Source organism: Dactylosporangium maewongense (assembly GCF_039531485.1).
Lineage (GTDB): Bacteria > Actinomycetota > Actinomycetes > Mycobacteriales > Micromonosporaceae > Dactylosporangium > Dactylosporangium maewongense.
In genome coordinates this window covers 352,372-378,832 of record NZ_BAAAQD010000011.1, presented here as the reverse complement: position 1 = coordinate 378,832, position 26,461 = coordinate 352,372, and the positions used below count along the sequence as shown (strand labels likewise).

The following is a 26,461-nucleotide window of genomic DNA, read 5'->3' as shown; positions in this document are numbered from 1 at the left end:
CACCCGGAGGGCAGGCCGCGCGGACGGAGTGGTCCGCGCGGTCAGCCCGTGTACTGGAAGGCCAGCTCACCGGCGCTTTCCGCCTGCATCTGCAGCTGCCACCGGCTGTCCGCCGGCACCGCCGTCGACAGCGTCACCCAGGCACCGCCGCCCGGCAGCGCCATCCACGCGCTGCAGCCGGTGACCGTGGCGCCGTCGGGGGTTTCGGTGCAGGACCGCGCGTAGGTACGGGCCGGCGCCGAGGTGAGCCTGATGTGGATGTCGCGGCACGCGGCGCTGGTGAAGTTCGGACCTCCGGCGACGACCTCGTTGGCGGCGACGTTGAAACCGCCGTCGACGGCCGTGGCGTAGCAGCCGTCACCGTCGTTCGACGAGACGGGCTTGCCGGTCGCGGGGCCCGGTCGCGGGGGACTCGGGACGGTGATCGTCCCCTGGATGGTGCTCGCCGAGATGAGCGTCGGCAGCGGCGACACGCCGACCGAGGGGGTCGGACTGGCGGTCGCCGACGGCGACGGTGACGGTGCCGGCGACGCGGTGGCGGCCGACGATGCGACGACGACTCCTGACGCCGGATTCGTGGCTGCCGAGTCGGGCGCGGCGTCGCGGGTCGGTGAGTTCAACCACCAGGCCGCGGCGCAGGCGGCGAGCACCGCGACTCCCGCCGTCGCCAGCGTGGCGGTCCGGCGGCGCCTCGCCGGCGCCGGCCGGCGACCTGCGGCAGCCGGCACCGCCGTCCGCGGGCCCTCGTCCTGCGCGGGCCGCTGCGGGGCCGCAGGCGGCACCGGCTGGCGCGAGCCGGCCAGCGCGGCCCGGAAGGCGGCGACGTCCACCGGACGGTCCACCGGCCGCGCGGACGATGCCCGGGTCAGCAGCGCGTTGACCCGTTCGAGGTCATGTGGCGCGAAGAGCGTGTCGATGACGAGCGCCGCGGCGTAGATGTCGCTGCGGACCGTCGGCTGCCCGGCCGCGAGCTCGGGCGCCAGGTAGGGGCCGGTGCCGGCGAGGTTGTGCTCCGTGTGCGCCGCCACCGCGGCCGTCACGCCGAGGTCGCAGAGCTTCGCCCGGCCGCCGTCCAGCAGCACGTTCTCGGGTTTGATGTCGCGGTGCAGGTGACCGCTGCCGTGGATCGCGCCGAGGCCGGCGAGCAGGTCGTCGGCGATCGCGAACGCCTCCTCGACCGGCACGTCGCCACGGCGCAGCCGGGCGGCGAGGGACTCCTCGCAGAGGTCGCTGGCCAGCCACATGGTCGCGGCTCCGGGCGCCGCGGCGGCCCGGAGCCGGATGATGTTCGGGTGGCCGGCGAGCGCCTCGAGCACCGCCACCTCCCGGCGAAATCGTTCCCTGGTCTGGTCAGCACGGCCAGCGGCGCCGGCACGCTGCACGCCGAGCCCCGGGCCTGCCCGTCGCGCCTGCGCCGCAGCGGCGGCTCCGGCGGGTTCCCCGGCGTCGCGATCTGCAGCTCGTGCGTGGTCGACAGGTTCCGCACCCAGAGTTCGTCGCCCCATCGCCAGATCTCCCCGGCGACCCGCGCGAGCGCTGTGCCGTTGTGCGCCGACCAGATCACGATGTCGCAGGCCCGGTCGTCGCGTCCGAACGTCCTGCGGTGACCTTCGGCGTCGAACTCGTACAGCTCGTCCTGGCCGGGGTCGTCGGGATCAACGATGTTGGTGACGGTCAGCAGCGGCGTTCGCATGGTCGTGGCCCTTCAGATCCGAGGACACAGGTGTGGCACGACCTTGCACCCGGCAACGGCTGCGCGGTGGGCAGCCCTGCCCGTCGGCAGCTGGCTCTGGAACGACACGGCGCCGGCAGTCATGACCTCCACGACTACCAGGCACCGGCCTTGTCCAGGGTCCGCCGAACCGGCACTCCGGCGGCGCCGTTCGCTGATCGCCGACCCCGCCCGAGCAACCTTCCGCGCCGTCTGGCAGGTTTCTGCTCCATGGGTTTCATGGCGGGGCTGGGCGGCTGGTGCTTCCGGAACCGGTGGTGGGTGCTCGGGGCGTGGCTGGTCGCGGTGATCGGCGGGGTCCTGGCGGCGGGGCCGCTGCTGGACGCGATCTCCGAGACCAACAGCGTGCGCAAGAAGGTCGAGTCGATCGAGGCGTACGACCTGATCGGCACCGCCGAGGACTCGTCCGGGCAGGTCGTCGGGCTGGTGGACGCCGTCGACCCGAAGGCGGAGGACGTGCGGGCGGCCGTCGACGCGGCCGCCGGGCGGCTGCGCGGGGTCGAGCACGTGCGCAAGGTCGACGCGACGGCGGTGTCGGCCGACGGCCGGGCGCTGCTCGTGGTGGCCACGCTGGAGAAGGTCGACAAGCCGACCCGCAACGCCGCCGTCGACAAGGTCGAGGCCGAGCTCGACCGGCTCCGCGGCGAGCTGCCCGCGGGCGCCGCGGTCCGGGTCGGCGGGTCCGCGACGATCAGCCGGGACGCCGGGCGGACCCTCGACGGCGACCGGAGCCGCGCCGAGCTGCTGTCGCTGCCGTTGACGCTCGTCGTGCTCGTCATCGTGTTCGGCGGTCTCATCGCGGCCGGGGTGCCGGTGCTCGCCGCGGTCGTGTCCGTCGCCGCCGTCTTCCCCGTCCTGTACGTGTTCACCACGTTCACCGACGTGGACTCCAACGCGCTGACCGTGGCGTCGCTGCTCGGGCTGGGGCTGTCCGTCGACTACGGGCTGCTGCTCGTGGCCCGCTACCGCGAGGAACTGGCCGCCGGGTTCGACCCCGGCGACGCGATCGGCCGGGCCTGGGCGACCGCCGGGCGCACCATCCTGTTCAGCGCCCTCACCGTCGCCGCCGCGCTCGCCGGGCTCCTCGCCTTCTCGGTGCGGCAGCTGACCGCGCTCGGCGCCGCCGGTGTGTCGATCGCGCTGGTCGCGATGCTGGTGTCGCTGACGTTCACGGCGGCGCTCATCGGCCTGGCCCGCAAGCGGCTCAAACCGGCCCGCCGCGCCCGGCGGGACGAGGCCGGGCGCGGGTTCTTCGCCGCCCTCGCCGCGCTGGTGCAGCGCCGGGCGGCGCTCGTCGCCGTGGTCACCGCGGCGCTGCTGCTCGCCGCCGGCCTGCCGCTGCTGTCGGCGACCGTGAAGCTGCCAGGCCTCGAGGGTTTCCCACGCAGCATCGAGTCGGTGCGGGTCGCCGACGAGCTCAAGACCCGGTTCGGCCGGGCGTTCGCCCCGACGCTCACGGTCGTCGCCCGGACCGGCGCCGCGGAGCTCGACGCCTACGCCGCCCGCTGGTCCGGCGATCCGGCCGTCGGCAAGGTGCAGCCGGCGAAGCCCGTCGGTGACGGCCTCGCCGCCGTCGAGCTGAGCCTGCGCGGCGGGGCGCAGGACGACGCCGCCCAGGAGCTCGTGCTGCGGTTGCGCGCGGACCGGCCCGCCGGGGTGCAGTCCTGGGTGACCGGTGACGCCGCGGTGCTGGTGGACCTCGTCGACCTCATCGTCGACGACCTGCCGCTCGCGCTGGGCATCACCCTCACCGCCATGCTCGTGCTGCTGTTCGCCATGACGGGTTCGCTGGTCGTGCCGGTGAAGGCGATCCTCGCCAACGTCGTCTCCCTCGGCGCGACCCTCGGCGTCATGGTCGCCGTGTTCGAGCACGGCTGGCTCGCCGGCGTCCTCGGCACGCTCACCGTCGGCGGTCTCGACCCGTTCGTCGTGGTCATCCTCTTCGCGTTCGCGTTCGCCCTCTCCATGGACTACGAGGTGTTCCTCCTCGGCCGTGTCAAGGAGTACGTCGACGGCGGCGACGACACCGACACCGCCGTCCGCCGCGGCCTGCAGCACACCGGCCGCGTCATCACGTCCGCCGCGCTGCTCATGGTCATCGTGTTCGGCTGCTTCGCGGCGGCGCAGATGGGCAGCATCGAGCAGATCGGCCTCGGCCTGACCACCGCCGTGCTCATCGACGCGACCGTGGTGCGCTGCCTGCTCGTGCCGGCGACGATGACGCTGCTCGGGCGGTGGAACTGGTGGGCGCCGGGACCGCTGCGTCGCCTGCACCAGCGGGTCGGCCTGAAGGAGACGACGCTGCCGGAACGGGAACCGGTGACGATCGCCTGAGCCGGCGCCCGGACAGCTGCCCGTCGGGCCCGGAGCGCCTGCGTCAGCGGCCGAACAGCTGCTCGTCGAGCCCGGAGGGCCGGATCGTCTCCGGGCACGACGGGGAGTAGTAGTTCATCGTGAGCACGGCGCGCACGGCGTCGTCGCGTCGCAGCGGCTCGACGTAGTGGGCGTGCCGGCGGGCGTCGAAGAAGTACAGCTGGCCCGCCGACGGGTAGATCCGCATGGCGTCCGCGTCGACGCCGGCGACGTCCCGGGCGGCGCGGTCGCGGGCGACGACGAGGCCGCCGCCGGTCTCCTCGGTGCACGACGTCAGGTACAGCAGCCCCTGCATGGGGTTGCTGTCGACGTGGCACGGGTACCGCATCGTGATCCCCTGCTGGATGTTGAGGCTCAGCGCACGGTTGTCGCTGCTGGTCTCCTCCAGCTTCTCCTCCGCGGTCCGCTCGCCGAGCTGCTTGAACCAGCCGCTGTACAGGTCGAAGGTCCACGGCGCGGCCAGGCGCAGCACCTCGCCGTCGACGCTGTGCATCGGGATCTCGGCGTCGGGGATCTCCCGGGCGGTGGACATGGTGGGCCGGAAGACGCGCCGGACGGCGTGCTCGCGGGCCACGTCGAGCAGCGCCGCGTCCCAGCCGTCGGGCAGCAGGTGCCCCACGTCGTACACGTGCCAGTGGAAGGGCAGGTCCTGCGGCGGCTGCCAGGCGGTGCCGGTCATCGGTGGGTCCCTCCGCATGCCTGTTGCTTGGCCATCGACTCGTGGTGGTCCTGCACGGCCTGCCACAGCCGGGGGAAGCGCATGTGCGCGACGAACCGGTCGAGCACGCCGACGGACCGCCCGGTCAGGCTGAGCGGAGCGGTGCCGTCGTCGAGGGTCGGGTGGCCGCCGAGGCGGGCCCACACCATCCGCTGGTGCTCCTGCTGCCAGCCGAGCATCGCGTCGTCGAGGTCCAGCATCTCCAGCGCGACCGCCCGCAGGTCCGGGTGGGCCTCGCCGGCGTCCAGCAGCTCCGCCTCCGACGCCGCGCCGGCGGACTCCATCGCAGCGCAGAAGCAGCGCCACAGATGCCGGCACGCCTTGTGCAGGTTGCGCATACCGGGTGAGTCCAGGCCGCTGCCGCCGTCCGGGAGCGTCGCCCGGATCTGCAGGAACTCGGTCTGCGGAATGCCGGACCGGACCTGGCCGAGATGGGTGACCGTCAGCCGCTGCAACTCCGTCGCGCGGCGCACCAGGCGGTGCGCGGACCGGTGATTCCCGGCGCGCAGATCATCTGCGGCGCGGACGATGTCGAAATGCATGTTGTACCAGAGCAGTTCCGCGGTGAGATGCAGCGTCTGGAACAGCAGGAAATCGGGGTGCGGTATTTCCGGCAGCGGGCGCAATGCCCTGACCGCGTCGGTGAACCGCACCACTTCGTCATATGCGGTCGGCCCGCCGACGGCGAAGACCGGCCCGGACATTCCGTGCTCATGCTGGTTGTCGCCGGCCATATAAACGGTCCGCTCCGCTTCTACCGCATGAAGCAATACGCCGTTCATGCGTATTTAACAAGCATCACTTGATGCATTTCCGGGCGTCACGCTACCGAGTTTTAGTGACGGGTGTCAATGATCGAATACTGCGTCCGCATGACCTTGGACTCGGGGAACCGGTTCGGATTACGTAGCCGGCCGCCCGGATGTGCACGACGACACGGGACACCCCCGGACGGCATCGTCAAGGCTTCCAGAAGATCCGGATTGGAGACCTCGTGGCGGCGATGTTGGCTCGGCTCGGCCGTTGGTGCTTCAGACGCCGGGGACCGGTGGTCCTCGCCTGGCTGGCCGTCCTCGCGGGGGTGGTCGTCGCGGGGCTGACCGCGCCGCCGGCCCCCGACGACGACTTCTCCGTGCCCGGCGTCGAGTCGCAGCTGGCGTTCGACGTGCTGCGGGAGCGGTTCCCCGGGATCACGGCCGACGCCGGCGGCGCGACCGTGGTGTTCGTGGCGCCGGCGGGCCGGCAGGTGACGGACGAGCCCTACCGGGCGGCCGTCGAGGCGGCGGCCCGGCGGCTCGCCGGCGGCGGCCAGGTGGCGATGGCCGGCGACCCGTTCGAGGACGGCGCGGTCAGCGGCGACGGCTCGGCGGCGTACGTCAACGTCACCTACACCGTCACGGCCGCGCGGGTCAGCGCCGCCAGCCGCGCGGAGCTCGCCGCGGCGGCCCGCGAGGCCAGGGTCTCCGGGCTCACGGTCGAGGCCGGCGGCAGCGCACTGGAAGGGGAGGGCGGCGGCCCGGCGGGCACCGCGGAGCTCGTCGCCGTCGCCCTCGCGGCGGTCGTCCTGCTGATCACCCTGGGGTCCCTGGCGGCGGCGGGCCTGTCGCTGCTGACCGCGCTGCTCGGGGTCGCGGTGAGCATGCTGTCGATCCTCGCCCTCAGTCACGCGTTCGGGCTGTCCGCGACCACCGGCACGCTCGCCCTCATGCTCGGCCTCGCGGTCGGCATCGACTACGCGCTGTTCGTCGTGACGCGGTACCGCGAGGAGCGCGCCCGCGGCCTGCCCGCCGAGGAGGCGGTGTTCCTCGCCGCCGGCACCGCCGGGTCCGCGGTCGCCTTCGCCGGCCTGACCGTCGTGATCGCCCTGGCGGGCCTGGCGGTGGTGGGCATCCCGATGCTGACCAAGATGGGCCTGACCGCCGTCGGTGCGGTGTCGGCGGCGGTACTGGTGGCGCTGACCCTCGTCCCCGCCGTCCTCGGGTTCGCCCCGGAGCGGGTCCTGTCCCGCGCCGCCCGCCGCGCCCCCGCGATGGCCTCAACCGGCCGCGGCGGCCCCGCGATGGCCTCAACCGGCCGCGGCGGCCCCGCGACGGCCTCAACCGGCCGCGGCGGCCCCGCGACGGTCGAGGCCGGACGCGGCGGTGCGAGGTGGGCCCGGTTCGTGCTGCGCCGCCCGGTCGCCGTGCTGCTCGCCGGGGTGGCGCTGCTCGGCGCCCTCGCCGTGCCCGCCGCGGGGCTGCGGCTCGGCATGCCGGGCGACGAGGCCCGGCCGGCGACGACCACGCAGCGCCGCGCGTACGACGCCCTCGCGACCGCGTTCGGGCCGGGGTTCAACGGCCCGCTGATGTTCGTCGTGGACGCCAAGGGCGCGCCCGACCCGCAGGCCGCGGTCGCCGCGATCGCCGGCCGGGTCGCCGCGACGGCCGGGATCGTGTCCGTGTCGCCGCCGCACTTCAACGACGCCGGCGACACCGCGATCCTCGACGCCGTGCCGTCCACCGCCCCGACCGACGCCGCGACCAAGGACCTCGTCCGCGACCTGCGCGCCGCCCGGACCCGGCTGGCCGCCGGCACCGGCGCGACGTTCCAGGTCACCGGCACGACCGCGGTCAACATCGACCTGGCCGGCAAGATCCAGGGCGCGCTGCTGCCGTACCTGGCCACCGTCGTCGGGCTCGCCGTGCTGGTGCTGCTCGTCGTGTTCCGGTCGATCCTGGTCCCCGTCAAGGCGGCGCTCGGGTTCCTGCTCTCCGTGCTGGCCGCGCTCGGCGTCCTGGTGCTGGTGTTCCAGCGGGGCTTCGCCGCCGACCTGCTCGGTGTCGCGCAGACCGGTCCCGTCATGAGCGCGGTGCCGATCTTCCTGATCGGGATCGTGTTCGGGCTGGCCATGGACTACGAGGTGTTCCTCGTGTCGCGGATGCGGGAGGCGTACGTCCACGGCGAGACGCCGCACCAGGCGATCGGGACCGGGTTCCGGCACAGCGCCCGCGTCGTCGTCGCCGCCGCGCTGATCATGATGGCGGTCTTCGGCGGGTTCATCAGCGAACCGGACCAGTTCATCAAGATGATCGGGCTCAGCCTGGCCAGCGCCGTGCTCTTCGACGCGTTCGTCGTCCGGATGGCGATCGTCCCCGCGGCCCTGGCGCTGCTCGGTCACCGCGCCTGGTGGCTGCCGCGCCGCCTGGACCGGATCCTGCCGAAGGTCGACGTCGAGGGCGAGCGCCTCACCCGCGACCCGGTCACGCCGGAGCTGGTGTCCAGTCACGAACGGTGAACCCGGACCGGGCCCGTCCCGGCCCGGGAGATACTCGACGTCGGCGGCACGATGAGGAGCGCGGATGGTCAGCCTGGAGTACGCGGAGCGGCATCCGCGGCTGACCGACGGCGTCATCGCGGTCGCGCTGCTGGCCGGCGCGGTCCTCGGCGCGCACCTCGTCGGCCCGGGCGAGGGCCGCGCCGAGCACGTCTGGGTCGCCGACGTGCTGGCCGGGCTCGCCTGCCTGGCGCTGCTCAGGGCGCGGGAGCACCCACGGGCCACGGTCGTCGTCACCGCCGCCTGCGCCGTCGTGCTGGGTGGCCTCGGCTACCTGCTGACCCCGCTGCTGCTCGCGCCGGTGATGGTCGCGCTGTACTGGCTGGCCGCCTCGACCTCGTCGCGGACGGCGTGGACCTACGGCGGCGTGACGACCGCGCTGGTCGTGTGCGCCGCCGTCGGCGTCGACCACCTCGACGGGACGGTGCTGCTGCGGGTCATCGGGCCCGCGCTGTGGCTGCTGCTGCCCCTGTCGATGGGCAGCCGGTCCCGGCTGCGCCGCGCCTACCTCGACGCGGTCCACGCCCGCGCCGAGCACGCCGAGCGGACCCGCGAGGAGGAGGCGCGGCTGCGGGTCACCGAGGAGCGCATGCGCATCGCCCGCGACCTGCACGACGTCGTCGCCCACCACATGGCCGTCGCCAACGCCCAGGCCGGCACGGCGGCGCACCTCCTCGACGGCGACCCGGCCCTCACCCGGAAGCTCCTCGCCGACCTGCAGGTCACCACCTCGTCGGTCATGCTCGACCTGCGGCACACCGTCGGCGTCCTGCGCCAGGCCGGCGACGCCGACCCCCTCGAGCCCACGCCCGGGCTCGCCCGGCTGCCGGAGCTGCTGGAGGTGTGCGGGTCGGCCGGGCTCGCCGTCGACCTCTCGGTCGAGGGCGAGCCGCGCCCCCTGCCGCCCGGCGCCGACCTGACCGCCTACCGGATCATCCAGGAGGCCCTGACCAACGCCACGAAGTACGCGGCGCCGGCGACCGCCTGCGTGCGCCTGCGGTACACCGGCGGCACCCTCACCATCACGGTCGCCAACGCCACCCGTACCGGCGGGACGGCAGCGGACGGTGCGGGCTTCGGCATCGTCGGGATGCGCGAGCGGGCCCACGCCATCGGCGGTGACCTGCGGGTCAGCGACGGCGGCGGCGGGTTCGAGGTCGTGACCACCCTTCCGCTGCGGGCCCGGGAGGCGCCGTGACCATCCGCGTCCTGCTCGCCGACGACCAGGCGCTCCTGCGCGGCACGTTCCGGCTGCTGATCGACTCCTGCCCGGACCTGTCGGTGGTGGCCGAGGCCGCCGACGGTGCCGCCGCCGTCGAGCTCACCCGCCGGCACCACCCCGACGTGGTCGTGATGGACGTGCGGATGCCCGGCACCGACGGCCTGGCCGCCACCGAGGCCATCTGCGCCGACCCGGCCCTCGCCGGCACCCGGGTGCTGATCCTCACCACCTTCGAGAACGACGAGCACGTCGCCCGGGCCCTGCGCGCCGGCGCCAGCGGGTTCCTCGGCAAGTACGTCACCACCGACACGCTGCTGGAGGCGATCCGCGCCGTCGCGGCGGGCGACAGCCTGCTGTCCCCGGGAGCGACCAAGGCCCTGATCGCGCAGTTCCTCGCCGCCCCGCGGCCGGTGCCCGTCGTCACGCCCGAGCTGCGGGACCTGACGAACCGTGAGCTGGAGGTCATGAAGCTGGCCGCCGACGGCCGGTCCAACGACGAGATCGCCGCCGAGCTGCGCCTCAGCGTCCTCACCGTCCGCACGCACGTGCAGCGGGCCATGACCAAGCTCGGCGCCCGCGACCGGGCCCAGCTGGTCGTCCTGGCGTACAAGAACGGCCTCGTCCCACCGTCCACGCCGGGTTAGCGCCCCATCGCGTCCGCGACGGTCGTCAGCAGCTCGTCGCACCACGCGGCGAACGGCTCGCGGGGTGTACGGACCGGGTGGATGCGGTTGCTCAGCACCACCACGCCGTAGCCGCGGGCGGGCTCGAGCCAGATCCGGTTGCCGACGAACCCCGACATGCCGTAGCCGTCCGCGCCCGCGCGGGGCCCGCCCAGCCCCCGGGTGGGCGCGAGCCACCAGCCGAGGCCGAAGCGCTCCCCACCGCCCTCCGCCCAGCACTCGCGCACCGACCGGTGCAGCGCCGGGGTGCTCACCCGCTCGCACAGCCAGTCCTGCCCGATCCTGGCCACCTGCCCGATCGTCCCGAACGCGCCCGCGTGCCCGGCGACGCCACCCATCGCCGCGGCGTTCTCGTCGTGGACCTCGCCGCAGATCAGCCGGCCCCGCCAGGCGCACCGCTCGGTGGCGACCGCGGGTCCGGGCAGCGGCGCGTACCGCAGACCGTGGCGCCCGGCCGCCTCGGTCAGCGGCCGGCCGGTGAGCGCCTCGACCATCGCGCCGAGGACGATGAAGTTCACGTCGCTGTACGCGGCCCCGGCGCCGACGGTCCGCGTCCGCAGCGCCGCCGCCACGACGTCGGCGCCCTCCCTGAAGAACGGGACGGTGGCGGGCAGCCCGGCGTCGTAGCTGAGCAGCTGTGCGATGGTCGCGCCGGCGAACGGCGCGTGCCGCGCGCCCGGCCACGCGGCGCCCAGCGGCTCGTCCAGCCCGATCCGCCGGCCGGCCACCAGATCCAGGACCGCGGGGACCGTCACGAGGACCTTGGTGAGGCTCGCCAGGTCCCACCAGTCGTGCCGGGTGGCGGGCCGGCCGGTCTCCAGGTCGGCGACCCCGTGCACGACCTCTTCCAGCTGCGCGTCCCGGGTGAACACGGCCACCGCGACGGCCGGCATCGGCGCCTGCCGCACGAGCGCGTCAATGGTCATCGCCTGAGTCTGCCTTGCGCCCGGCCGCGACGGGCGTCGTGCCCGCGCGGCCGCCCGGCCGCGTCACTGCAGTGCGTCGGCATGGACGACACTGCCGGGCCCGACGTCTGCGGTGCCGCGGGCCGGATGTGGCTGCCGTCAGCGCAGGACGTCGTCGAGGAAGTCGGCGCCGGCCTCGGTGAGGGTGCCGACCTCGACGGTGGCGCCGGTGAAGACGTGGCCGGCGCCGTCGACGGGGAGGACGTCGCAGCGGACACCCTGGGCGCGCAGCGCCTCGGCGAAGCCGGTGGCCTCCTCGAACGGGACGGTCTCGTCGTCGGTGCCGTGGACGAGCAGGAACGGCGGCGCGGCGGGGTGGACGTTGTGCAGCGGGCTGGCGTGCCGGGCGAACGCCTGCCGCTCCGCCAGGGGGCCGCCGAGGAGGATCGCCGGGAACATGAACGGGTCGTCCTGGCGCGGGACCGTGGAGAGGTCGGCCGGGGCGTACCAGAGGATGACGGCCTGGATCGCGGTGTCGCCGGTGCCGGTGAGGGCCGCGACCGCCGCGATCTGGCCGCCGGCGGACTCGCCGAGCACGGCGAAGCGGGCCGGGTCGAGGCGCAGCGCGGCGGCGTGGTGGCGCAGCCAGCGGACGGCGGCCTCGACGTCGGCCTGCTGCGCCGGGTAGGTGGCCTCGAGGGCGAGGCGGTAGTCGACGTCGGCGACGGCGTAGCCGCGGGCCACCATCCGCTCGTGGAACCGCTGGTCGACCGTCCATACGCGGCTGCCGGTCATCCAGCCGCCGCCGTGGATCCACAGCACCACGGGAAACGGGCCGTCGCCGGGCGGCACGTGCAGGTCCAGGTGCAGCGGCCGGTACCCGAGCGGCGTGGAGACCACGCAGTTGGCGTGGGTGAGCGTCTTGCGGGGTTCGGGCACGGGATGGAAGGTCACGGCGCCTACCCTACGAGAACGCGTCGCGGCGGCGCTGACCCTACGAGAACGCACCGAGGGCCGCGGCGATGCCGACGGCGACGACCGCGCCGCCGGCGAGCTCGCGGCGCCAGGTCTGCTCGCGCTCCTCGCCCTCGCGGCCGAACAGCTCGACGAGCGAGAACACCAGGCCCGGCAGGGACAGCAGGACGAAGCCGTTGACGATCCGCGCCGCCGGGTCGTCCAGCAGCCAGGCGAGGGCGAGGCCGGAGACGGTGCCGACGAGCATCATGAAGACCGTCTTGACGACGCGCTTCGGCAGGACGCGGAAGAGCCGCGGCTTGTTCGGGAACGCGTCCTCGTACACGCCGAGGACCTGCGGCACGAGGAACAGCGCGGCACCCGCCCACAGCTGCCACGGCATGCCCAGGAACGGAACGGCGACGAAGACGAACAGCGCGGTGCGCAGGCCGATCGCGGCGAGCCGCTGCACCTTGCCGGGCTTGGGCAGCTTCTCCGGCCGGACGGCGCCGAGCCGCGCCGGGTACGCCCAGCCGGCGACGCCCTCCAGCACGATCCGCACGGCGATGGCGGCGAGCGCCGCGAGCGCGATCCGATCCGCGGACCCGGCGATCGGCAGCTCGTGGCCGGCGAGGCCGTCCAGCGCGCCGATGCTCTTCTGCACGGCCCAGCCGCCGGTGAGCGACGCGATGAGCACGTCGCCGCCGCGGGTCCACCAGTCCAGCCCGCGCCGCGGCGGCGGCCGACGGAAGGGGCGCACGACGCCGGCGAGCAGCGCGATCGCGAACCACAGCGCGCTCACACCGAGCAGCAGGCGCAGCGTGCCGGTCGAGGTGACCCCGCCGGCGGCGGCGACGACCGCGCCGAACGCGACGGCCGCGGCGAGGCCGGCGAACGCGTCGAAGATGCCGAGCACGACGAGCGCCAGCATGAGCCCGGCGGGCGGCAGCGGCGAGCCGTGGCCCTGCACGCCGGCGACGGCGCCGAGGACCGCGCCGGCGGCCGGCACCGCCCACCAGGCGCCGCCGAGCATCGCCCGCAGGTAGGAGCCGTCGGTGAGGAGCCTGGCCAGCAGCGGCGACTTCGGCGCGACCCGCTGCGGCAGGTCCAGGCTGCGCCGGTCGAGCCAGCCGGTCGGCAGCAGCCGCCAGCTGGACGAGTTGTCGCCGCGGCCGCTGCCGTCCCACTTCTCCTTGAAGTGCTTGGACGAGCCGGAAGCGATCTTGCCCGCCTTGCGGGATTCGGCCTTCGTACGGACGGTGCCGCCGCCCGCGACGGCCACGCCGCCCGCGCCGGCGGTGATGGCGAGGAGCGTGAAGCCGGCGACGGCGGTGTTGACGACAGCGTCCGCGTGCGCGGCGGGCAGGTACGCGGGGAACTGGGCGAGCACGTCGACGGCGGCCGGGAGGGCCGGCGCCGCGACGGCGGGCCGGTCGACGCCGGGCGGTGCGACGGCGACGGGCGACACCGCCGGCGCGGAGGGGATGTCGGAGAGCAGCAGCCCGACGCTCAGCGACCGCTGCGCGCCACCGGCGGTGACGCCGTTGACCTGCAGCGCGTGCCGGCCCGTGGGCAGCGTCGCCGGCACCGGCAGCTCCGCCGTGACGGTGCCGCGCTCGTCGGTGGTCACCTGCCCGATCAGCACCGGGTCGGAGAACAGCCACACGTCCGTGCGGGTCTTCGCGGCGAACCCCGTCATCGTCACCGACACGCGGTGCCCGCGGTCCACGACGAGGTTCCCGCCGGCGTCGAGCGGCTGCCGGGTGGAGTCCGCGCCGACCGCGGCGACGGAGGCGGTGAAGCCGCTGCCGGTGAGCGTGACGCCGCCCCCGGTCGCGGGCGCGAGCGTGACGGCCGCCGGTACACCATCCACAGTGGACATCGTGGCGTTGGGCGCGAGCGAGGGCCGGGCCCCCGTCGCCGGGTCGGCCACCGGCACCGCCGCCGCCTGGGCGACGGTCAGTGTCGCGACGACGGGGGCCGCGACCCAGTCGGGGTTGTCGAGCGTGGCCACGACCCGGTACGTGCCCGGCGCCGACGGGACCCGGGCGCGGGCGTCGTAGGTGACGGCGGTCCCGGTCAGCCCGGCCGGCGTCGTGCTCACCCGCACGGCCCGCGGGCCGCCGTCGGACACCTGCGAGAGCCCACCCACATGCAGCGTGGCGGTGCCGGGGGAGACCGGGACGGTGGCGGTCGCGGCGGTCGCCGGCAGGTGCGACTCGTCGCCCGGCTGGGCGGCGGTCACGGTGCAGGTGCCGGTGTGCACGGGCGCCAGCGCGGTGCCCAGCGCGCAGGGGCCCCCGACGGTGACCTGGACGGGCAGCCCGGCGCTGGACGTGGCGGTGACGGCGCCGGCCGGGCCGCCGACGGTGAGCCGCCGCGGCGCGGTCAGGGTCACGGCCTGCACGGCGCGGGCCACCTCGACGGAGCGGACCACGGCGGGCGCCGCGAGCCGGTTCGCGTCGCCGTCCTGGTGCGCGGTGACGGCGCACTCGCCGCCCCGCACGAACGCGAGCTCGCCCGCGCGCACCTCGCACCCGCCGGTGGCGGTGAACCGGACCGGCAGCGCCGACGAGGCGGTGGCCCGCAGCGGGCGCGGCGCGTCGCCGAACGTCGCGGCGTCCAGGCCGGCGAAGTCGACAGTCTGCGCGGCCTTCGCGACCGTCAGCGTCGCGGTGAGCCTCCCCTGGTGGTGGGCGCCGTCGACGGTGGCGACGACCCGGTAGGTGCCGGCGGCGGTCGGCGGCGTCCTGGACCCGTCATAGGTGATGTCGACGGCACCGGCGGTGGACGGCTCGACGGTGACGGTCGCCGGCCGGGGCGCGCCGCTGTACACCTGCGACAACCCGCCGAGCGTGATCGTGGCGGCGCCCTTGGCCACGGCGAACGACCGCGTGACCGGCGCAGCGGCGAGACGGTCGGCGTCGCCGGGCTGCGTCGCGGTCACCGTGCACTGGCCGACGCCGGTGACCGACAGGGTCACGCCGTCCACGGTGCAGGGGCCGCCGGCGTCGAACCGGACTGGCAGCCCGGCCCCGGTGGACGCGGCGAGGCGGACGGGTCCGGCGCCGTACCTGCGGCCGGTGAGTTCCGGGAACGTGATGGTCTGCGGCGCCCTGGCGACCACGAGGGTGCCCGAGGCGGTGCCCGTGTGCGTCGCCGACGTGTACGTCGCCCGCACCGCGTAGCTGCCGGCGTGCGCCGGGGCGGTGGCGGCGCCGTCGTAGGTGACGGACATCGTTCCCGTGCCAGGATCCGGGTCGGCGGACGCGGTGACGGCGCGCCCGGAGCCGTCGTACGTCTGCGTGAGCCCGGCGAGGGCCACCGACACCGGCGCCTTGGCCACCTGGAAGACCCGGGTCACGGGCGGCGCCGCGGTGTACGTGCCGTCGCCGGCCTGACTCGCGGTCAGCGTGCAGGCGCCGACGGCGGTGACGGTCACGGTGTCCCCGGACACGGTGCACGCGCCGGCGGCGGCGAGGGTGACCGGCAGCCCGGACGATGCGGCCGCGCCGGCTGGGAACGGCGCGACCCCGTAGACGACGTCGCCGGGTGCCGGGAAGTCGATGGTCTGCGCGCCGGGCGCGCTCGGCTGCCCGCCGCGGACCCGGTGCACGTACCGCCCGCCGGACCTGTGCACCAACCCGGTGCCGGTGTTGGCGTCGACCAGGGCGCCGGCGACCCCCGAGCCCGGGTACACGTACGTGAAGGTGCCGTTGGAGTAGCCGACGGTCAGCCCGCCGGCCGGCTCGTATGCCAGCCGGTCGTAGTTCATGACGATGTCGAAGTTCCCGGCGCCGGTGTCCGACCGGTCGACGAGGACCAGCTGCGAGCTGTTGAGCCGGTCCGAGCCGTTGTTGTAGTAGCCGACGTCGACCCAGTTCACGCAGTAGGCGGGCCGCCCGGCGTACGTGATCGGGCCGAACGACACGGGCTTCGTCCCGGCCGCCCGGGTGTCGACGTCGAAGAACGCGACCGCGATGATCGGGCTGCCGAACGCGGCCAGGTCCAGCCCCGAGAACCCCGTGTACGGGCCGCCGAACGTAACGTCGCCGTTGTTGTTGACGTACATGCTGTCGTACGTCGTGCCGAAGAAGTTGACCGGGAACCCGAGCGGCACCGCCCCCGACGACCCGTCGTCCGTGCGCGCCGCGACGGTCGTGAGGCAGCCGGGATCGGTGACGACCGCGCCCGGTCCGGCCGCCGCGGCCGGCCCCACCCCGGTCCCGAGGCCGATGCCGAGGAGCGCCGCCTGCGTCGCGAGCAGGACCAGCGCCAGGAAACGGTCTCGACGGGTCATAGGCGCCGTATCGGCACCCTGCCCCGCCCGCTTGATCGTCCACCGGTTGCGTGCTCGGTGCCGGGCGGTTGCCATCACCGGGCGACGATCCTCCGGACCCGCTCACCCGCGCGGGGTGATGATCATCGGCGGCCCGCATCCGACGCTGGCGCAGTGAGTCTGAGCGATTTCGAGCGGGAGCGCCTGTTGACGGATGCACTCATGTACGAGGGGCAACAGCACTGGCTGCACTACCGGCACATCGAGCAGGAGCGCAACCAGTTCCTGGGGTACTTCTTCACGCTGCTCGTCGCGATCGTCGGGTTCTTCGTGGCGATCAGCGCGCAGATGGCGAACTGGGAGGACGTCGCGGTCGGGGTTTCCTCCATGGCCTGGGCGCTGGGCCTGGTCAGCCTGCTGATCCTCGCCAGCGTGCGGAAGTTCGGCGCGGCGCTGCGGGCGTACGACCGGGACATCGCCCGCATCCGGGCGTCCCTGTTCGCCGCCGCCGACGGGAAGCGGACCCATCTGGCGACGGACCGGGTCACCGTAGGGGGCGGGGTACGGCCCACGACGCTGCACCGGATGTTCGATCCCCAGTTCACGGCGGAGGCGATCGTCGGCACGACCATCGCGGTGGCGTTCGGTGTGCAGGTCGTCGTGGCGGCCGGCACCCTGCTGTCCGACTCCTTCACGGTCACGCAGCGGGCGTTCGCGTGCGGCCTCGTGTTCGCCAGCGTCGCCGGCGCCGTGGCCGCGGTCCGGATGTGGCTGCGGCCCGGGGAGACCCACCTGGCAGGTCAGGGGTGTGACGGCGGAAACATGTTCGAAACGCGGACGTACAACGGGTGAAACGCATTGCCGCGACGCTGCATGCCACGCGATCAACGGCGATCACGGACCACACCCGAAGAGAGAGGGTCCGTCGATGCCGGAGGGGTTCAGCTCGGGCGACACCGCCTGGTTGCTGGTGAGCGCGGCGCTGGTGCTGCTGATGGTGCCGGGGCTGGCGCTGTTCTACGGCGGCATGGTGCGCATCAAGAGCGCCCTCAACATGCTCATGATGTCGTTCGCCTGCCTCGCCGTCGTCACCGTCGTGTGGGTCGTCGCCGGCTACTCGCTCGCGTTCGGCAAGGACTCCGCCGGCGGCCTCATCGGGTCCCTGGAGCACGTGGGCATGGCCGGGATCGGCCCCACCGACCTCACCGGCTCGGTGCCGACCATGGCGTTCGCGGGTTTCCAGCTGATGTTCGCCATCATCACCGCGGCACTGCTGAGCGGGGCGATCGCCGACCGTGCCAAGTTCGGCGCCTGGGTGGGGTTCGTCGCGCTGTGGGTGCTGCTGGTGTACGTCCCGATCGCGCACTGGGTGTTCGGCGGCGGCTGGATCGCCACCCACCTGCGCATCCTTGACCTGGCCGGCGGCACCGTCGTGGAGGTCAACTCCGGTGCGTCCGCGCTCGCCCTCGCCCTGGTGCTCGGGCCGCGGCTGGGCTTCCGCACCGAGGCGATGCGGCCGCACAGCCTCCCGCTGGTGATCCTCGGGGCCGGGCTGCTGTGGTTCGGCTGGTTCGGGTTCAACGCCGGCTCCGCGCTGACCACCGGCGGCGTCGCCTCGACCGCGTTCCTCAACACGCAGGTCGCCGGCGCCGCCGCGGTCGGCGGCTGGCTGATCGTCGAACGCTGGCGCGACGGGCACCCGACCACCCTCGGCGCGGCCTCGGGCGCGGTCGCGGGCCTGGTCGGGATCACGCCGTCGTGCGGCTCCGTCAACCCGCTCGGCGCCCTCGTCATCGGCGCCGTCGCCGGCGTGGCCTGCTGCTACGCCGTCGGCCTGAAGTACAGGCTGGGCTACGACGACTCGCTCGACGTCGTCGGGGTGCACGGCGTCGGCGGCCTCATCGGCACGGTGCTCATCGGGGTCCTCGCGACCGCGGTGGTCACCGGCGGCGAGGACGGCCTCGTGTTCGGCGGCGGCGCCGGTCTGCTCGGCCGGCAGGCGCTCGCGGTGCTGGTCGTCGCCGTCTACGCGTTCGGCGCCACCTGGCTCGTCGCGAAGGCCGTCGACCGCACCGTCGGCTTCCGGGTCGCCCCGGAGCACGAGCGTGGCGGCCTCGACCTGGTCATCCACGCCGAGAGCGCCTACGAGCAGCACCCCACCACCGGCGGGCGGATCAGCCACCTCGCGTAGCCGTCCCATCGCGCCGCGCGGCGCCCGCAGGTGCCGCGCGGCGGCGGCCGTCCACTGTGGATGGCCGCGGGCTCCGCCGGCCGGCGGTTCAGTGCCGGCGGCTGTCGATGAGCAGGCCGACGCCGTCGAGGATGCGGGCGAGGCCGAAGTCGAGCGCCTGATCCTGCCCTCCGGTCGTCCGGATCGAGGCGAGGGCGGCGGTCACCGCCGGGAACCGGTCCTCGCGCCCGGCGAGCACGGCCTGCATCGGCCCGCCCAGCTCGCTCTCCAGCCCGTCCGGCGCGGACGCCGCCGACATCTGCTGGGCCAGGTTGCGGACGTGGCCGCTGAGCGTGGCCGCCACGTCGAGCATCTCGCCGCCGTGCAGCCCGGTGCCGGTCAGGGCGGCGACCGCGCGCTCCAGCCAGGTCAGCTCGCAGGGGCCGAGCACGCGCGCGCCCACGGCGGCCTCCAGCGTCCACGGGTGCTCGCGGAACCGCGTGAACAACGCCTTCGCCCAGGCGTCGAGGGTCTCCCGCCAGTCCGCGCCCGGCACCGGGTCCGGCGGCGCGCCGACGGCGGTGTCGAGCATCAGGGCCACCAGCTCGGTCTTGCCGGGGACGTACCGGTACAGCGCCATCTTCGTCACGCCCAGGCTCTCGGCGACGCGCTGCATCGTGGTCGCCGCCAGCCCGTCGGCGTCGGCCGCGGCGATCCCCGCACCGGCGATGGCCGCCAGCGTCAGCGTCGGCCGCGGCCCCCGCCGCGGCGGCTCCGCCGGCTCCCACAGCAACGTCACCAGATCTCGCATGGTTGCCTTCCTCTCGAAACTGTGTCTAGCATACTCTGTATCCGACGGACACAGTTTGGAGAATGCCATGTCCACCACCGCGCTTCGTTCCCTCCGTGTGCTCGTCAGCGGTGCCGGGGTCGCCGGGCCTGCCCTGGCGCTCCGCCTCGCCGAGCACGGCGCCCAGGTCACCGTCGTGGAGGTCGCACCCCGGCTGCGCAGCAGCGGCTTCGCCGTCGACTTCCGCGGCCCGACCCACATGGCCGTCCTGGAGCGGCTCGGCGTCCTGGCCGAGCTGCGCGCACGCCAGACCCACGGCGGCGCCATGACCTGCGTCGGCGAGGACGACCGGGAGATCTTCACGCTGCCCGCCGCGTTCGCCGGGGGTGACCTGGAGGTGTTCCGGCGGGACCTGTCGCGCGTCCTGTTCGACCGCGGCGCGGACCGGGTCGAGTACCTGTTCGGCGACACCGTCACCGGTCTGCACGACACCGGATCCGAGGTGCGGGTCCAGTTCCGCGCGGCCGGCACCCGGACCTTCGACCTCGTCGTCGGGGCCGACGGCATGCACTCGGCCGTCCGCCGGCTCGCGTTCGGTCCCGAGCAGGACTTCGTCCACCGGCTCGGCTACCACATCGCCGGATGGGAGCTGCCGAACACGTTCGGGGCGCCGGCCGGCGCGAGCCGCTACTTCACCGTGCCCGGCCGGACGGCGAGCATCTCGGCCGACCCGCACGACCCCTCCCGCGCCACCGCGCTGGCGGTCTTCCGCACCGGCGACGCAGACGGCGGCGGGGACGTCGACTGGCACGACCAGGACGCGCAGAAGAAGCTCGTCGCGCACGTGTTCGCCGGCCTGCCCTGGCACGTGCCGGCCCTGCTCGACGCGTTGCCGGACGCCCCCGACCTGTACTTCGACGCGATCGCCCGGGTCAGCGCCCCGAGCTGGACGCGCGGGCGGATCGCGCTGCTCGGCGACGCGGCCTGGGGTGTCACCCTCGGCGGCATGGGCGTGGGGACGGGCCTCGTCGGCGCCCACGTCCTCGCCGGTGAGCTCGCCGCCGCCCGGGGTGAGCACCGGACCGCGCTCGCCGCCTACGAGCAGCGCATGCGCGCATACGCGGGACGGTGGCAGAAGGGCGCCAACCCCGGTCGGTTCCTGGCACCCGCCACCGGCTGGGGGCTCGCCCTGCGCAACCGGCTCTTCGCCACCAGACTGGTGCAGCGGTCCATGGTCGCCGGCACGAAACGCCTGGCCACCGATGCCGCCCTCCCCACCTACCCGTGACGTTACGGGTCGCCGCGGGCGGGTAGTGCGGCGCCGGAACCCACGCAGCCCTGGAGGCAGGACATGGTGGATGCCGAGCCGGCGTTCCGGCCGGTGCGCCCGCGGGACGGATTTCCGGCACTGGAGGATCTCGGGCTGATCGGGGACGGCGCGACCGCCGCGCTCGTCGGGCTCGACGGCGGCGTCGTCTGGCTGTGCGTGCCCGGGTTCGACGCGGAGCCGCTGTTCTGCGGGCTGCTGGACCGCACCGGCGGCGGGCGCTTCGAGGTGGCGCCGGACGGTGTGGTCGAGGCGCGGCAGCGGTACCTGGGCGACACCGGCGTCCTCGTGACCGAGCTGCGGACCGCGACCGGGCTGGTGCGGCTGACCGACGCCCTCGCCCTGCGCTCCGGCGCGGACCTCGCCGACGACACCCCCGCCGACCGGGGTGAGCTGGTGCGGCTCGTCGAGGTGCTGGACGGCACCGCCGAGGTGCGGGTCGACCTGGAGCCGCACGGCGGCGCCATCGCCCGGGCCGCGCTCGGCGGGCTGGAGATCCAGGCGGCGCTGCTGCCCGGCGTGCGGCTGCACCTGCGGTCCAGCCACCCGCTCAACGGCGGGCTGCGCAACCGGTACACCTTGCGCGGCGGCGACCGGATGGAGCTGGTGCTGTCGTGGGGGCGGGTCCACCGCCACCACCGCCTCGACGCCGGCGAGAGCCTCGATCAGACGGCCGCGGCGTGGCGGCGCTGGATGACCGGCTTCGACTACGCCGGGCCGCAGGAGGCGCTGGTCCGCCGGGCCGCCGTCACGCTCAAACTCTGCGACCACTGGGTCAACGGCTCGATCGTGGCGGCGCCGACGTCCTCGCTGCCGGCGCCGGTCGGCGGCGTGCGCAACTGGGACTACCGGTACACCTGGATCCGCGACGCCGCGTTCGCCGTCTTCGCGATGCGCCGCATCGGCTTCGGCGGGGAGGCCGACGCGTTCCTCGGCTGGGTCCTGGACGCGTTCGAGCAGAGCCGTCGGCCGAGGATCATGTACACGCCGGCCGGCGGGCCCGTGCCCGACGAACGGGTCGACCCGGGACTGCGCGGCTACCGCGACTCCGCGCCGGTCCGCTGGGGCAACGGCGCCGCCGACCAGCGCCAGCACGACGTCTACGGCGAGATCCTCGACTGCGCCGACCAGTGGTCCCGGGCCGGCGGCAGGGTCGAGCCCGGGCTCTGGGACGGCCTCGCCGGCCTCGCCGACGCCGCCGCCCGCACGTGGCGGCAGCCCGACCAGGGCATCTGGGAGGTCCGCAACGAGGGGCACGTCTACACGTACTCCGCGGCCATGTGCCAGGTGGCGCTCGAACGGGCGGCCGGCATGGCCGAGCGGCTCGACCTGCCCGGACCGGCGCCGCGGTGGCGGGCGACCGCCGACAGGATCCGCCGGGCGATCGTCGAGGACGGGTGGGACGACCGCGCGCAGACCATCACCGAGCACCTCGGCAATGGCGGCGGGGTCGACGCGAGCCTGCTCGCCCTGCCGCTGCGACGGGTGATCCCGGCCGACCACCCGCGGATGGTGGCGACCACCAGGGCCGTCACCGAACGGCTCGGCGCCGGCGGCGGGCTGCTGCACCGGTACCGCCACGACGAGTCCCCCGACGGGATCCCCGGCGACGAGGGCGCGTTCCTGCTGTGCAGCTTCTGGCTCGTCGACAACCTCACCGGCCAGGGCCGCCTGGAGGAGGCCGCCGCGCTCTACACGTCGCTGTGCGACCGGGCCAGCCCGCTCGGGCTGCTGCCCGAACAGATCGACCCGGCGACCGGCGAGTTCGCCGGCAACTTCCCGCAGGCGTTCAGCCACATCGGCGTGATCGCCAGCGGGGTCAACCTGTCCCGAGCCATGGCGGGAGTCTCGTGATGCTTGGTGAGCTCGTGATCCTCGGCGCGACCGGGGACCTGACCGCCCGGTTCCTGCTGCCGGCTCTCGGCGCGCTGCGCTCCGGCGGGCACCTCGGCGACGGGTTCCGGGTCACCGGCGTCGGCCGGGAGGACTGGACCGACGACGCCTTCCACGCGTGGGCGGCGCAGCAGCTCGACCGGCACGCCCCCGACATCCCGCCGGACCGCAGGCGCGAGGTGGTGGCCGCCTCCCGGTACCACCGGGCCGACGTCACCGACGCCCACGCCCTCGCCCCCGTGATCCCGCACGACCGGCCGGTCGCCGCGTACCTCGCGCTGCCGCCGTCCATCTTCGCGGCGACGGTGTCGGCGCTGCACGCGGCCGGGACCGCGAGCGGCAGCACCGTCGTGCTGGAGAAGCCGTTCGGCGAGAGCCTCGACGACGCCATCGAGCTCAACCGTCTGTTGTCGCGGCTGTACCTGGAGCGCAGCATCTTCCGCGTCGACCACTTCCTGGCGATGGGCACGGTCCTCAACCTGCTCGGGGTCCGGCTCGCCAACCGGGTCCTCGAACCGCTCTGGAGCAGCGCCCACATCGAACGCGTCGACATCGTCTGGGACGAGTCCCTCGCCCTGGAAGGCCGGGCCGGCTACTACGACGGCGTCGGCGCGCTCAAGGACATGCTGCAGAACCACCTGCTGCAGCTGCTGTGCCTGGTCGCGATGGAGCCGCCGATCAGCCTCGGCGACCGGGACCTGCGCGACCGCAAGATGGACGTCCTGCGCTCGATCCGCCCGCTGACCCTGCACGACGCCGCCGAACGGTCGCGGCGGGCCAGGTACACCGCCGGTGGGGGCGTGCCCGCCTACGTCGACGAGCCGGGCGTCGACCCGATGCACCGCACCGAGACGTTCGCGGAGCTGCGGCTGGAGATCGACAACTGGCGGTGGCGCGACACGACCTTCCGGCTGCGGACCGGCAAGGCGCTGCGCACCGCCCGGCAGGAGGTCGCGATCCACTTCCGGGAGGTGCCGCACCTGCCGTTCGCCGGCGACGTCCAGGCGGTGCCCAACGTGCTGCGCTTCGGCCTCGAGCCGGAGTCGGTGTCGCTGCACCTGACCGGCACCACGACCAGCGGCGACGTGCTCACCCCGCTGACCCTCGCCGCCACGCCCGCGCCCGCGCACCTGCCGCCGTACGGGCGGCTGCTGCTCGACGTGCTCAACCGCGACCCGGCGCTGTCGATCCGCGCCGACGAGGCCGAGCAGTCGTGGCGGGTGGTCACGCCCGTGCTGGAGGCCTGGGCCAAGGACCTCGTGCCGCTGTCGGAGTACCCGGCGTTCGCCTGGGAGGTGTGACCGTGGACCTGCGCAGCCGGCAGTGGTGGGACAACCCCGCCAACCCCGACATGACCGCGCTGTACCTGGAGCGGTACCTGAACTTCGGCCTCACCCGCGCCGAGCTCCAGTCCGGCCGGCCGGTCATCGGCATCGCGCAGACCGGCAGCGACCTGGTGCCCTGCAACCGGCACCACGTCGAGCTGGCCGACCGGGTCCGCGACGGGATCCGCGACGCCGGCGGCATCCCCCTGGAGTTTCCGGTGCACCCGCTGCAGGAGACCGGCAAACGCCCCACCGCCGCCCTCGACCGCAACCTCGCCTACCTGGGTCTGGTCGAGGTCCTGTACGGGTACCCGCTCGACGGGGTCGTGCTCACCACCGGCTGCGACAAGACGACCGGGGCGTGCCTCATGGCGGCCGCGACCGTCAACCTGCCCGCGATCGTGCTCTCGGGCGGGCCGATGCTCAACGGGTACATCGGCGGCGAACGCGCGGGGTCGGGCCTCGTCATCTGGCAGTCGCGCCGGCTCCTCGCCGCCGGGAAGATCGACTACGCCGAGTTCATGGACCGGGTGGCGTGCTCCGCGCCGAGCGTCGGGCACTGCAACACGATGGGCACCGCCCTGTCGATGAACAGCATCGCCGAGGCGCTCGGCATGTCGCTGCCCGGCTGCGCGGCGATCCCGGCACCCCACCGGGAGCGGGGACAGATCGCGTACGACACCGGGCGCCGCGCGGTGGACCTCGTCAGGGACGACGTCACGCCGCGCTCCATCATGACCCGGGAGGCGTTCGAGAACGCGATCGCCGTCACCGCCGCCATCGCGGGCTCCACGAACTGCCCCATCCACCTCAACGCGATCGCCCGCCACGCCGGGGTCGCCCTGACGAACGACGACTGGGAGGCCGTCGGCGGCGGCGTGCCGGTCCTCGTCAACTGCGCCCCGGCCGGGACGTACCTCGGCGAGGACTTCCACCGCGCCGGCGGCATCCCGGCCGTGCTCCACACCCTGCTCGCCGTCGGGCGCCTGCACCCCGACGCTCTCTGTGTGAACGGCCGGACGATCGCCGAGAACGCCGCCCCCTCCTCGGACCCGTCGGTGGTCGCCGCCTCGGTCGACGACGCGTTCTCGCCGCGCGGCGGCTTCCTCGTGCTGCACGGCAACCTCTTCCGCTCGGCGATGATGAAGATGTCGGTGGCCACGTCGGCCTTCCTGCCCGCACCCACGGTGACGTGGCGCGCGGTCGTCTTCGAAGGGCCCGAGGACTACCACCGGCGCATCGACGATCCGTCGCTGGACATCGACGAGGGCTGCCTGCTCGTCGTGCGCAACACCGGGCCGATCGGCTACCCCGGCTCCGCCGAGGTGGTGAACATGCAGCCGCCCGCCGCCCTCATCATGCGGGGCGTCCAGGCGCTCGCGACGCTCGGCGACGGCCGGCAGAGCGGCACGTCCGACGCCCCGTCGATCCTCAACGCCAGCCCGGAGGCCGCGATCGGCGGCAACCTGGCGATCCTGCGCACCGGCGACCGGGTCACCCTCGACATGCCCACCCGCCGGCTGGACGCCGAGCTCACCGACGAGGAGATCGAAGAGCGGTGGAGCGCCTACGTGCCGCCGCCGCGCGTCGACCAGACGCCCTGGCAGGAGCTCTTCCGGGCACACACCGGCCAGATGGACACCGGCAGCTGCCTGGACTTCGCCGTCGAGTATCAGGACATCGTGCACACGAAAGGACTGCCCCGTGACTCCCACTGACTTCGCCCCCGGCGCCTCGGGTGCATCGGGCACGATCATGATCGCGGACTCCGACTTCGGCGACGTCTCGATCGAGCGCGACATCGCCTCCTCGGCCGGCTTCCGCCTGGAATCGCGCCAGTGCAAGACCGAGGAGGACGTCATCCGTTACGGTCGATCCGCCGACGGCATCCTCACCCAGTACGCCCACATCGGCGCGACCGCCATGGCGCACCTGCCCAACTGCCGCGTCATCGCCCGCTACGGCACCGGCGTCGACATCGTGGACGTCGACGCCGCGACCCGCCTCGGCATCCAGGTCACCAACGCCCCCAACGACTGGTGCGCCGACGAGGTCGCCGACCACGCCATCGCCCTCTGGCTGTCCGCTGTGCGCAACATCGTCTCGTACTCGGAAGCGACCCGCGCCGGCACCTGGCAGTGGCAGTCCGGCGCCCCGATCTGGCGCCTGCGCGGCCGCGTCTTCGGCATCCTGGGCTTCGGCGCCATCGCCCAGCTGATCGCCGACCGTGCCCGCCCGTTCGGCGTCGAGCTCATCAGCCACGACCCGTTCGTGGAAGCCGAGGTCCTGCGCGCCGCCGGGGTCCGCCCGGTCGCATTCGACGAGCTCGTCGCCGACTCCGACTACCTCGTCATCCAGGCCCCGCTGACCCCCCACACCCACCACCTCTTCGACGAGGCGACCCTCGCCCGCATGAAGCCGACCGCCGTCCTCGTCAACACCGCCCGCGGCCCCATCGTTTCCGACACGGCCCTGGCCCACGCCCTCACCAACCACACCATCGCCGCGGCCGCCCTCGACGACCTGGAGGAGGAGCCGGCCAAGCAGCGCGACTGGCAACCGGACAACCCCCTCCTGCACCTGCCGAACGCCATCGTCACCCCGCACGCCGCCTACTACTCCGAACAGTCCATGCGCGCCGTCCGCACCCTCGCCACCGAGGAGGCCGTCCGCGTTCTGACCGGCCGGCCCCCGCACTCCCCGGTCAACACCCTGGGCCCCAACGAACTGTGAACCCGGCTCCGGCGGCGGTGAGACTGCGTGGAGAACCGGACCCG

Annotated in this window: 19 protein-coding genes; 12 read left to right on the top strand and 7 right to left on the bottom strand. The window is 74.2% G+C overall.

Annotation, left to right across the window (positions count from 1 at the left end; translation table 11 throughout):
• Positions 1-41: 41 nt before the first annotated feature.
• A complete protein-coding gene (locus ABD332_RS28145; protein WP_344505191.1) occupies positions 42-1,316 on the bottom strand; it encodes a protein kinase domain-containing protein in 1,275 nt (424 codons plus the stop codon).
• Between ABD332_RS28145 and ABD332_RS28140 the strand changes: the two genes are divergently transcribed.
• Entirely contained in the window at positions 1,293-1,607 is a 315-nt protein-coding gene (locus ABD332_RS28140) for a hypothetical protein (RefSeq protein ID WP_344505190.1), read from the top strand. The genes ABD332_RS28145 and ABD332_RS28140 overlap by 24 nt on opposite strands.
• A gap of 335 nt (positions 1,608-1,942) precedes the next feature.
• Positions 1,943-4,066: an MMPL family transporter gene (locus tag ABD332_RS28135; protein WP_344505189.1), complete on the top strand. Its 2,124-nt coding sequence runs from the start codon at positions 1,943-1,945 to the stop codon at positions 4,064-4,066.
• 43 nt (positions 4,067-4,109) lie between these two features.
• On the opposite strand, the gene ABD332_RS28130 is transcribed toward ABD332_RS28135, so the two are convergent.
• Both ABD332_RS28130 and ABD332_RS28125 read right to left on the bottom strand, forming a co-directional pair.
• Positions 4,110-4,784 carry a 2OG-Fe(II) oxygenase gene (locus ABD332_RS28130; RefSeq protein WP_344505188.1) on the bottom strand — a complete coding sequence of 225 codons (675 nt, stop codon included), beginning with the start codon at positions 4,782-4,784 and terminating at the stop codon, positions 4,110-4,112.
• The gene (locus ABD332_RS28125) at positions 4,781-5,605 is read right to left on the bottom strand and encodes a tryptophan 2,3-dioxygenase (protein ID WP_344505187.1); all 825 of its coding nucleotides are present in this window, start codon (positions 5,603-5,605) and stop codon (positions 4,781-4,783) included. Before ABD332_RS28125 ends, ABD332_RS28130 begins: the two co-directional genes overlap by 4 nt.
• 266 nt (positions 5,606-5,871) lie before the next feature.
• Here ABD332_RS28125 and ABD332_RS28120 point away from each other — a divergent pair, with 266 nt between their 5' ends.
• From ABD332_RS28120 to ABD332_RS28110, 3 genes are all read left to right on the top strand, one after another.
• Positions 5,872-8,097 (top strand): MMPL family transporter, encoded by a 2,226-nt coding sequence (locus tag ABD332_RS28120; RefSeq protein WP_344505186.1) that lies wholly within the window; start codon positions 5,872-5,874, stop codon positions 8,095-8,097.
• Between the two features lie 64 nt (positions 8,098-8,161).
• On the top strand, positions 8,162-9,334 hold the full coding sequence (locus tag ABD332_RS28115) for a sensor histidine kinase (RefSeq protein WP_344505185.1): 1,173 nt from the start codon (positions 8,162-8,164) through the stop codon (positions 9,332-9,334).
• Complete coding sequence (locus tag ABD332_RS28110) at positions 9,331-10,002, top strand: response regulator (RefSeq protein ID WP_344505184.1); 672 nt, start codon at positions 9,331-9,333, stop codon at positions 10,000-10,002. The genes ABD332_RS28115 and ABD332_RS28110 overlap by 4 nt, the downstream gene beginning before the upstream one ends.
• On the opposite strand, the gene ABD332_RS28105 is transcribed toward ABD332_RS28110, so the two are convergent.
• The 3 genes from ABD332_RS28105 to ABD332_RS28095 all read right to left on the bottom strand — a co-directional run bounded on the left by ABD332_RS28105 (position 9,999) and on the right by ABD332_RS28095 (position 16,200).
• Positions 9,999-10,967, bottom strand: coding sequence for a serine hydrolase domain-containing protein (locus tag ABD332_RS28105; protein ID WP_344505183.1), 969 nt, complete (start codon positions 10,965-10,967; stop codon positions 9,999-10,001). The two genes, ABD332_RS28110 and ABD332_RS28105, sit on opposite strands and share 4 nt — an antisense overlap.
• Before the next feature lie 138 nt (positions 10,968-11,105).
• Positions 11,106-11,900, bottom strand: a complete 795-nt coding sequence (locus tag ABD332_RS28100; protein WP_344505182.1) for an alpha/beta hydrolase fold domain-containing protein — start codon at positions 11,898-11,900, stop codon at positions 11,106-11,108.
• Between the two features lie 40 nt (positions 11,901-11,940).
• Complete coding sequence (locus tag ABD332_RS28095; RefSeq protein WP_344505181.1) at positions 11,941-16,200, bottom strand: MBG domain-containing protein; 4,260 nt, start codon at positions 16,198-16,200, stop codon at positions 11,941-11,943.
• A gap of 153 nt (positions 16,201-16,353) precedes the next feature.
• Here ABD332_RS28095 and ABD332_RS28090 point away from each other — a divergent pair, with 153 nt between their 5' ends.
• Entirely contained in the window at positions 16,354-17,031 is a 678-nt protein-coding gene (locus tag ABD332_RS28090) for a hypothetical protein (RefSeq protein WP_344505180.1), read from the top strand.
• Positions 17,032-17,107: 76 nt separating this feature from the next.
• Entirely contained in the window at positions 17,108-18,370 is a 1,263-nt protein-coding gene (locus ABD332_RS28085; protein ID WP_344505179.1) for an ammonium transporter, read from the top strand.
• 88 nt (positions 18,371-18,458) lie between these two features.
• Here the strand turns inward: ABD332_RS28085 and ABD332_RS28080 are convergent, their stop codons facing one another.
• Positions 18,459-19,160 (bottom strand): TetR/AcrR family transcriptional regulator, encoded by a 702-nt coding sequence (locus ABD332_RS28080; protein ID WP_344505178.1) that lies wholly within the window; start codon positions 19,158-19,160, stop codon positions 18,459-18,461.
• Between the two features lie 67 nt (positions 19,161-19,227).
• Between ABD332_RS28080 and ABD332_RS28075 the strand changes: the two genes are divergently transcribed.
• The 5 genes from ABD332_RS28075 to ABD332_RS28055 all read left to right on the top strand — a co-directional run bounded on the left by ABD332_RS28075 (position 19,228) and on the right by ABD332_RS28055 (position 26,417).
• Positions 19,228-20,427, top strand: coding sequence for an FAD-dependent monooxygenase (locus ABD332_RS28075; RefSeq protein WP_344505177.1), 1,200 nt, complete (start codon positions 19,228-19,230; stop codon positions 20,425-20,427).
• 63 nt (positions 20,428-20,490) lie between these two features.
• On the top strand, positions 20,491-22,320 hold the full coding sequence (locus ABD332_RS28070; protein ID WP_344505176.1) for a glycoside hydrolase family 15 protein: 1,830 nt from the start codon (positions 20,491-20,493) through the stop codon (positions 22,318-22,320).
• Positions 22,320-23,660, top strand: coding sequence for a glucose-6-phosphate dehydrogenase (locus ABD332_RS28065; protein ID WP_344505175.1), 1,341 nt, complete (start codon positions 22,320-22,322; stop codon positions 23,658-23,660). Before ABD332_RS28070 ends, ABD332_RS28065 begins: the two co-directional genes overlap by 1 nt.
• A gap of 2 nt (positions 23,661-23,662) precedes the next feature.
• Positions 23,663-25,402, top strand: a complete 1,740-nt coding sequence (locus tag ABD332_RS28060) for an IlvD/Edd family dehydratase (RefSeq protein ID WP_344505174.1) — start codon at positions 23,663-23,665, stop codon at positions 25,400-25,402.
• Positions 25,389-26,417 (top strand): C-terminal binding protein, encoded by a 1,029-nt coding sequence (locus tag ABD332_RS28055; RefSeq protein ID WP_344505173.1) that lies wholly within the window; start codon positions 25,389-25,391, stop codon positions 26,415-26,417. Before ABD332_RS28060 ends, ABD332_RS28055 begins: the two co-directional genes overlap by 14 nt.
• The last annotated feature ends 44 nt before the right edge of the window (positions 26,418-26,461 follow it).

Bases quoted from the DNA above. Each gene is read 5' to 3' on its own strand.
- ABD332_RS28105 (WP_344505183.1), bottom strand. From the start codon at position 10,967: ATGACCATTGACGCGCTCGTGCGGCAGGCGCCGATGCCGGCCGTCGCG.
- ABD332_RS28130 (WP_344505188.1), bottom strand. From the start codon at position 4,784: ATGACCGGCACCGCCTGGCAGCCGCCGCAGGACCTGCCCTTCCACTGG.
- ABD332_RS28070 (WP_344505176.1), top strand. From the start codon at position 20,491: ATGGTGGATGCCGAGCCGGCGTTCCGGCCGGTGCGCCCGCGGGACGGA.
- ABD332_RS28095 (WP_344505181.1), bottom strand. From the start codon at position 16,200: ATGACCCGTCGAGACCGTTTCCTGGCGCTGGTCCTGCTCGCGACGCAG.
- ABD332_RS28075 (WP_344505177.1), top strand. From the start codon at position 19,228: ATGTCCACCACCGCGCTTCGTTCCCTCCGTGTGCTCGTCAGCGGTGCC.
- ABD332_RS28115 (WP_344505185.1), top strand. From the start codon at position 8,162: ATGGTCAGCCTGGAGTACGCGGAGCGGCATCCGCGGCTGACCGACGGC.
- ABD332_RS28065 (WP_344505175.1), top strand. From the start codon at position 22,320: ATGCTTGGTGAGCTCGTGATCCTCGGCGCGACCGGGGACCTGACCGCC.
- ABD332_RS28080 (WP_344505178.1), bottom strand. From the start codon at position 19,160: ATGCGAGATCTGGTGACGTTGCTGTGGGAGCCGGCGGAGCCGCCGCGG.
- ABD332_RS28125 (WP_344505187.1), bottom strand. From the start codon at position 5,605: ATGAACGGCGTATTGCTTCATGCGGTAGAAGCGGAGCGGACCGTTTAT.
- ABD332_RS28135 (WP_344505189.1), top strand. From the start codon at position 1,943: ATGGGTTTCATGGCGGGGCTGGGCGGCTGGTGCTTCCGGAACCGGTGG.
- ABD332_RS28085 (WP_344505179.1), top strand. From the start codon at position 17,108: ATGCCGGAGGGGTTCAGCTCGGGCGACACCGCCTGGTTGCTGGTGAGC.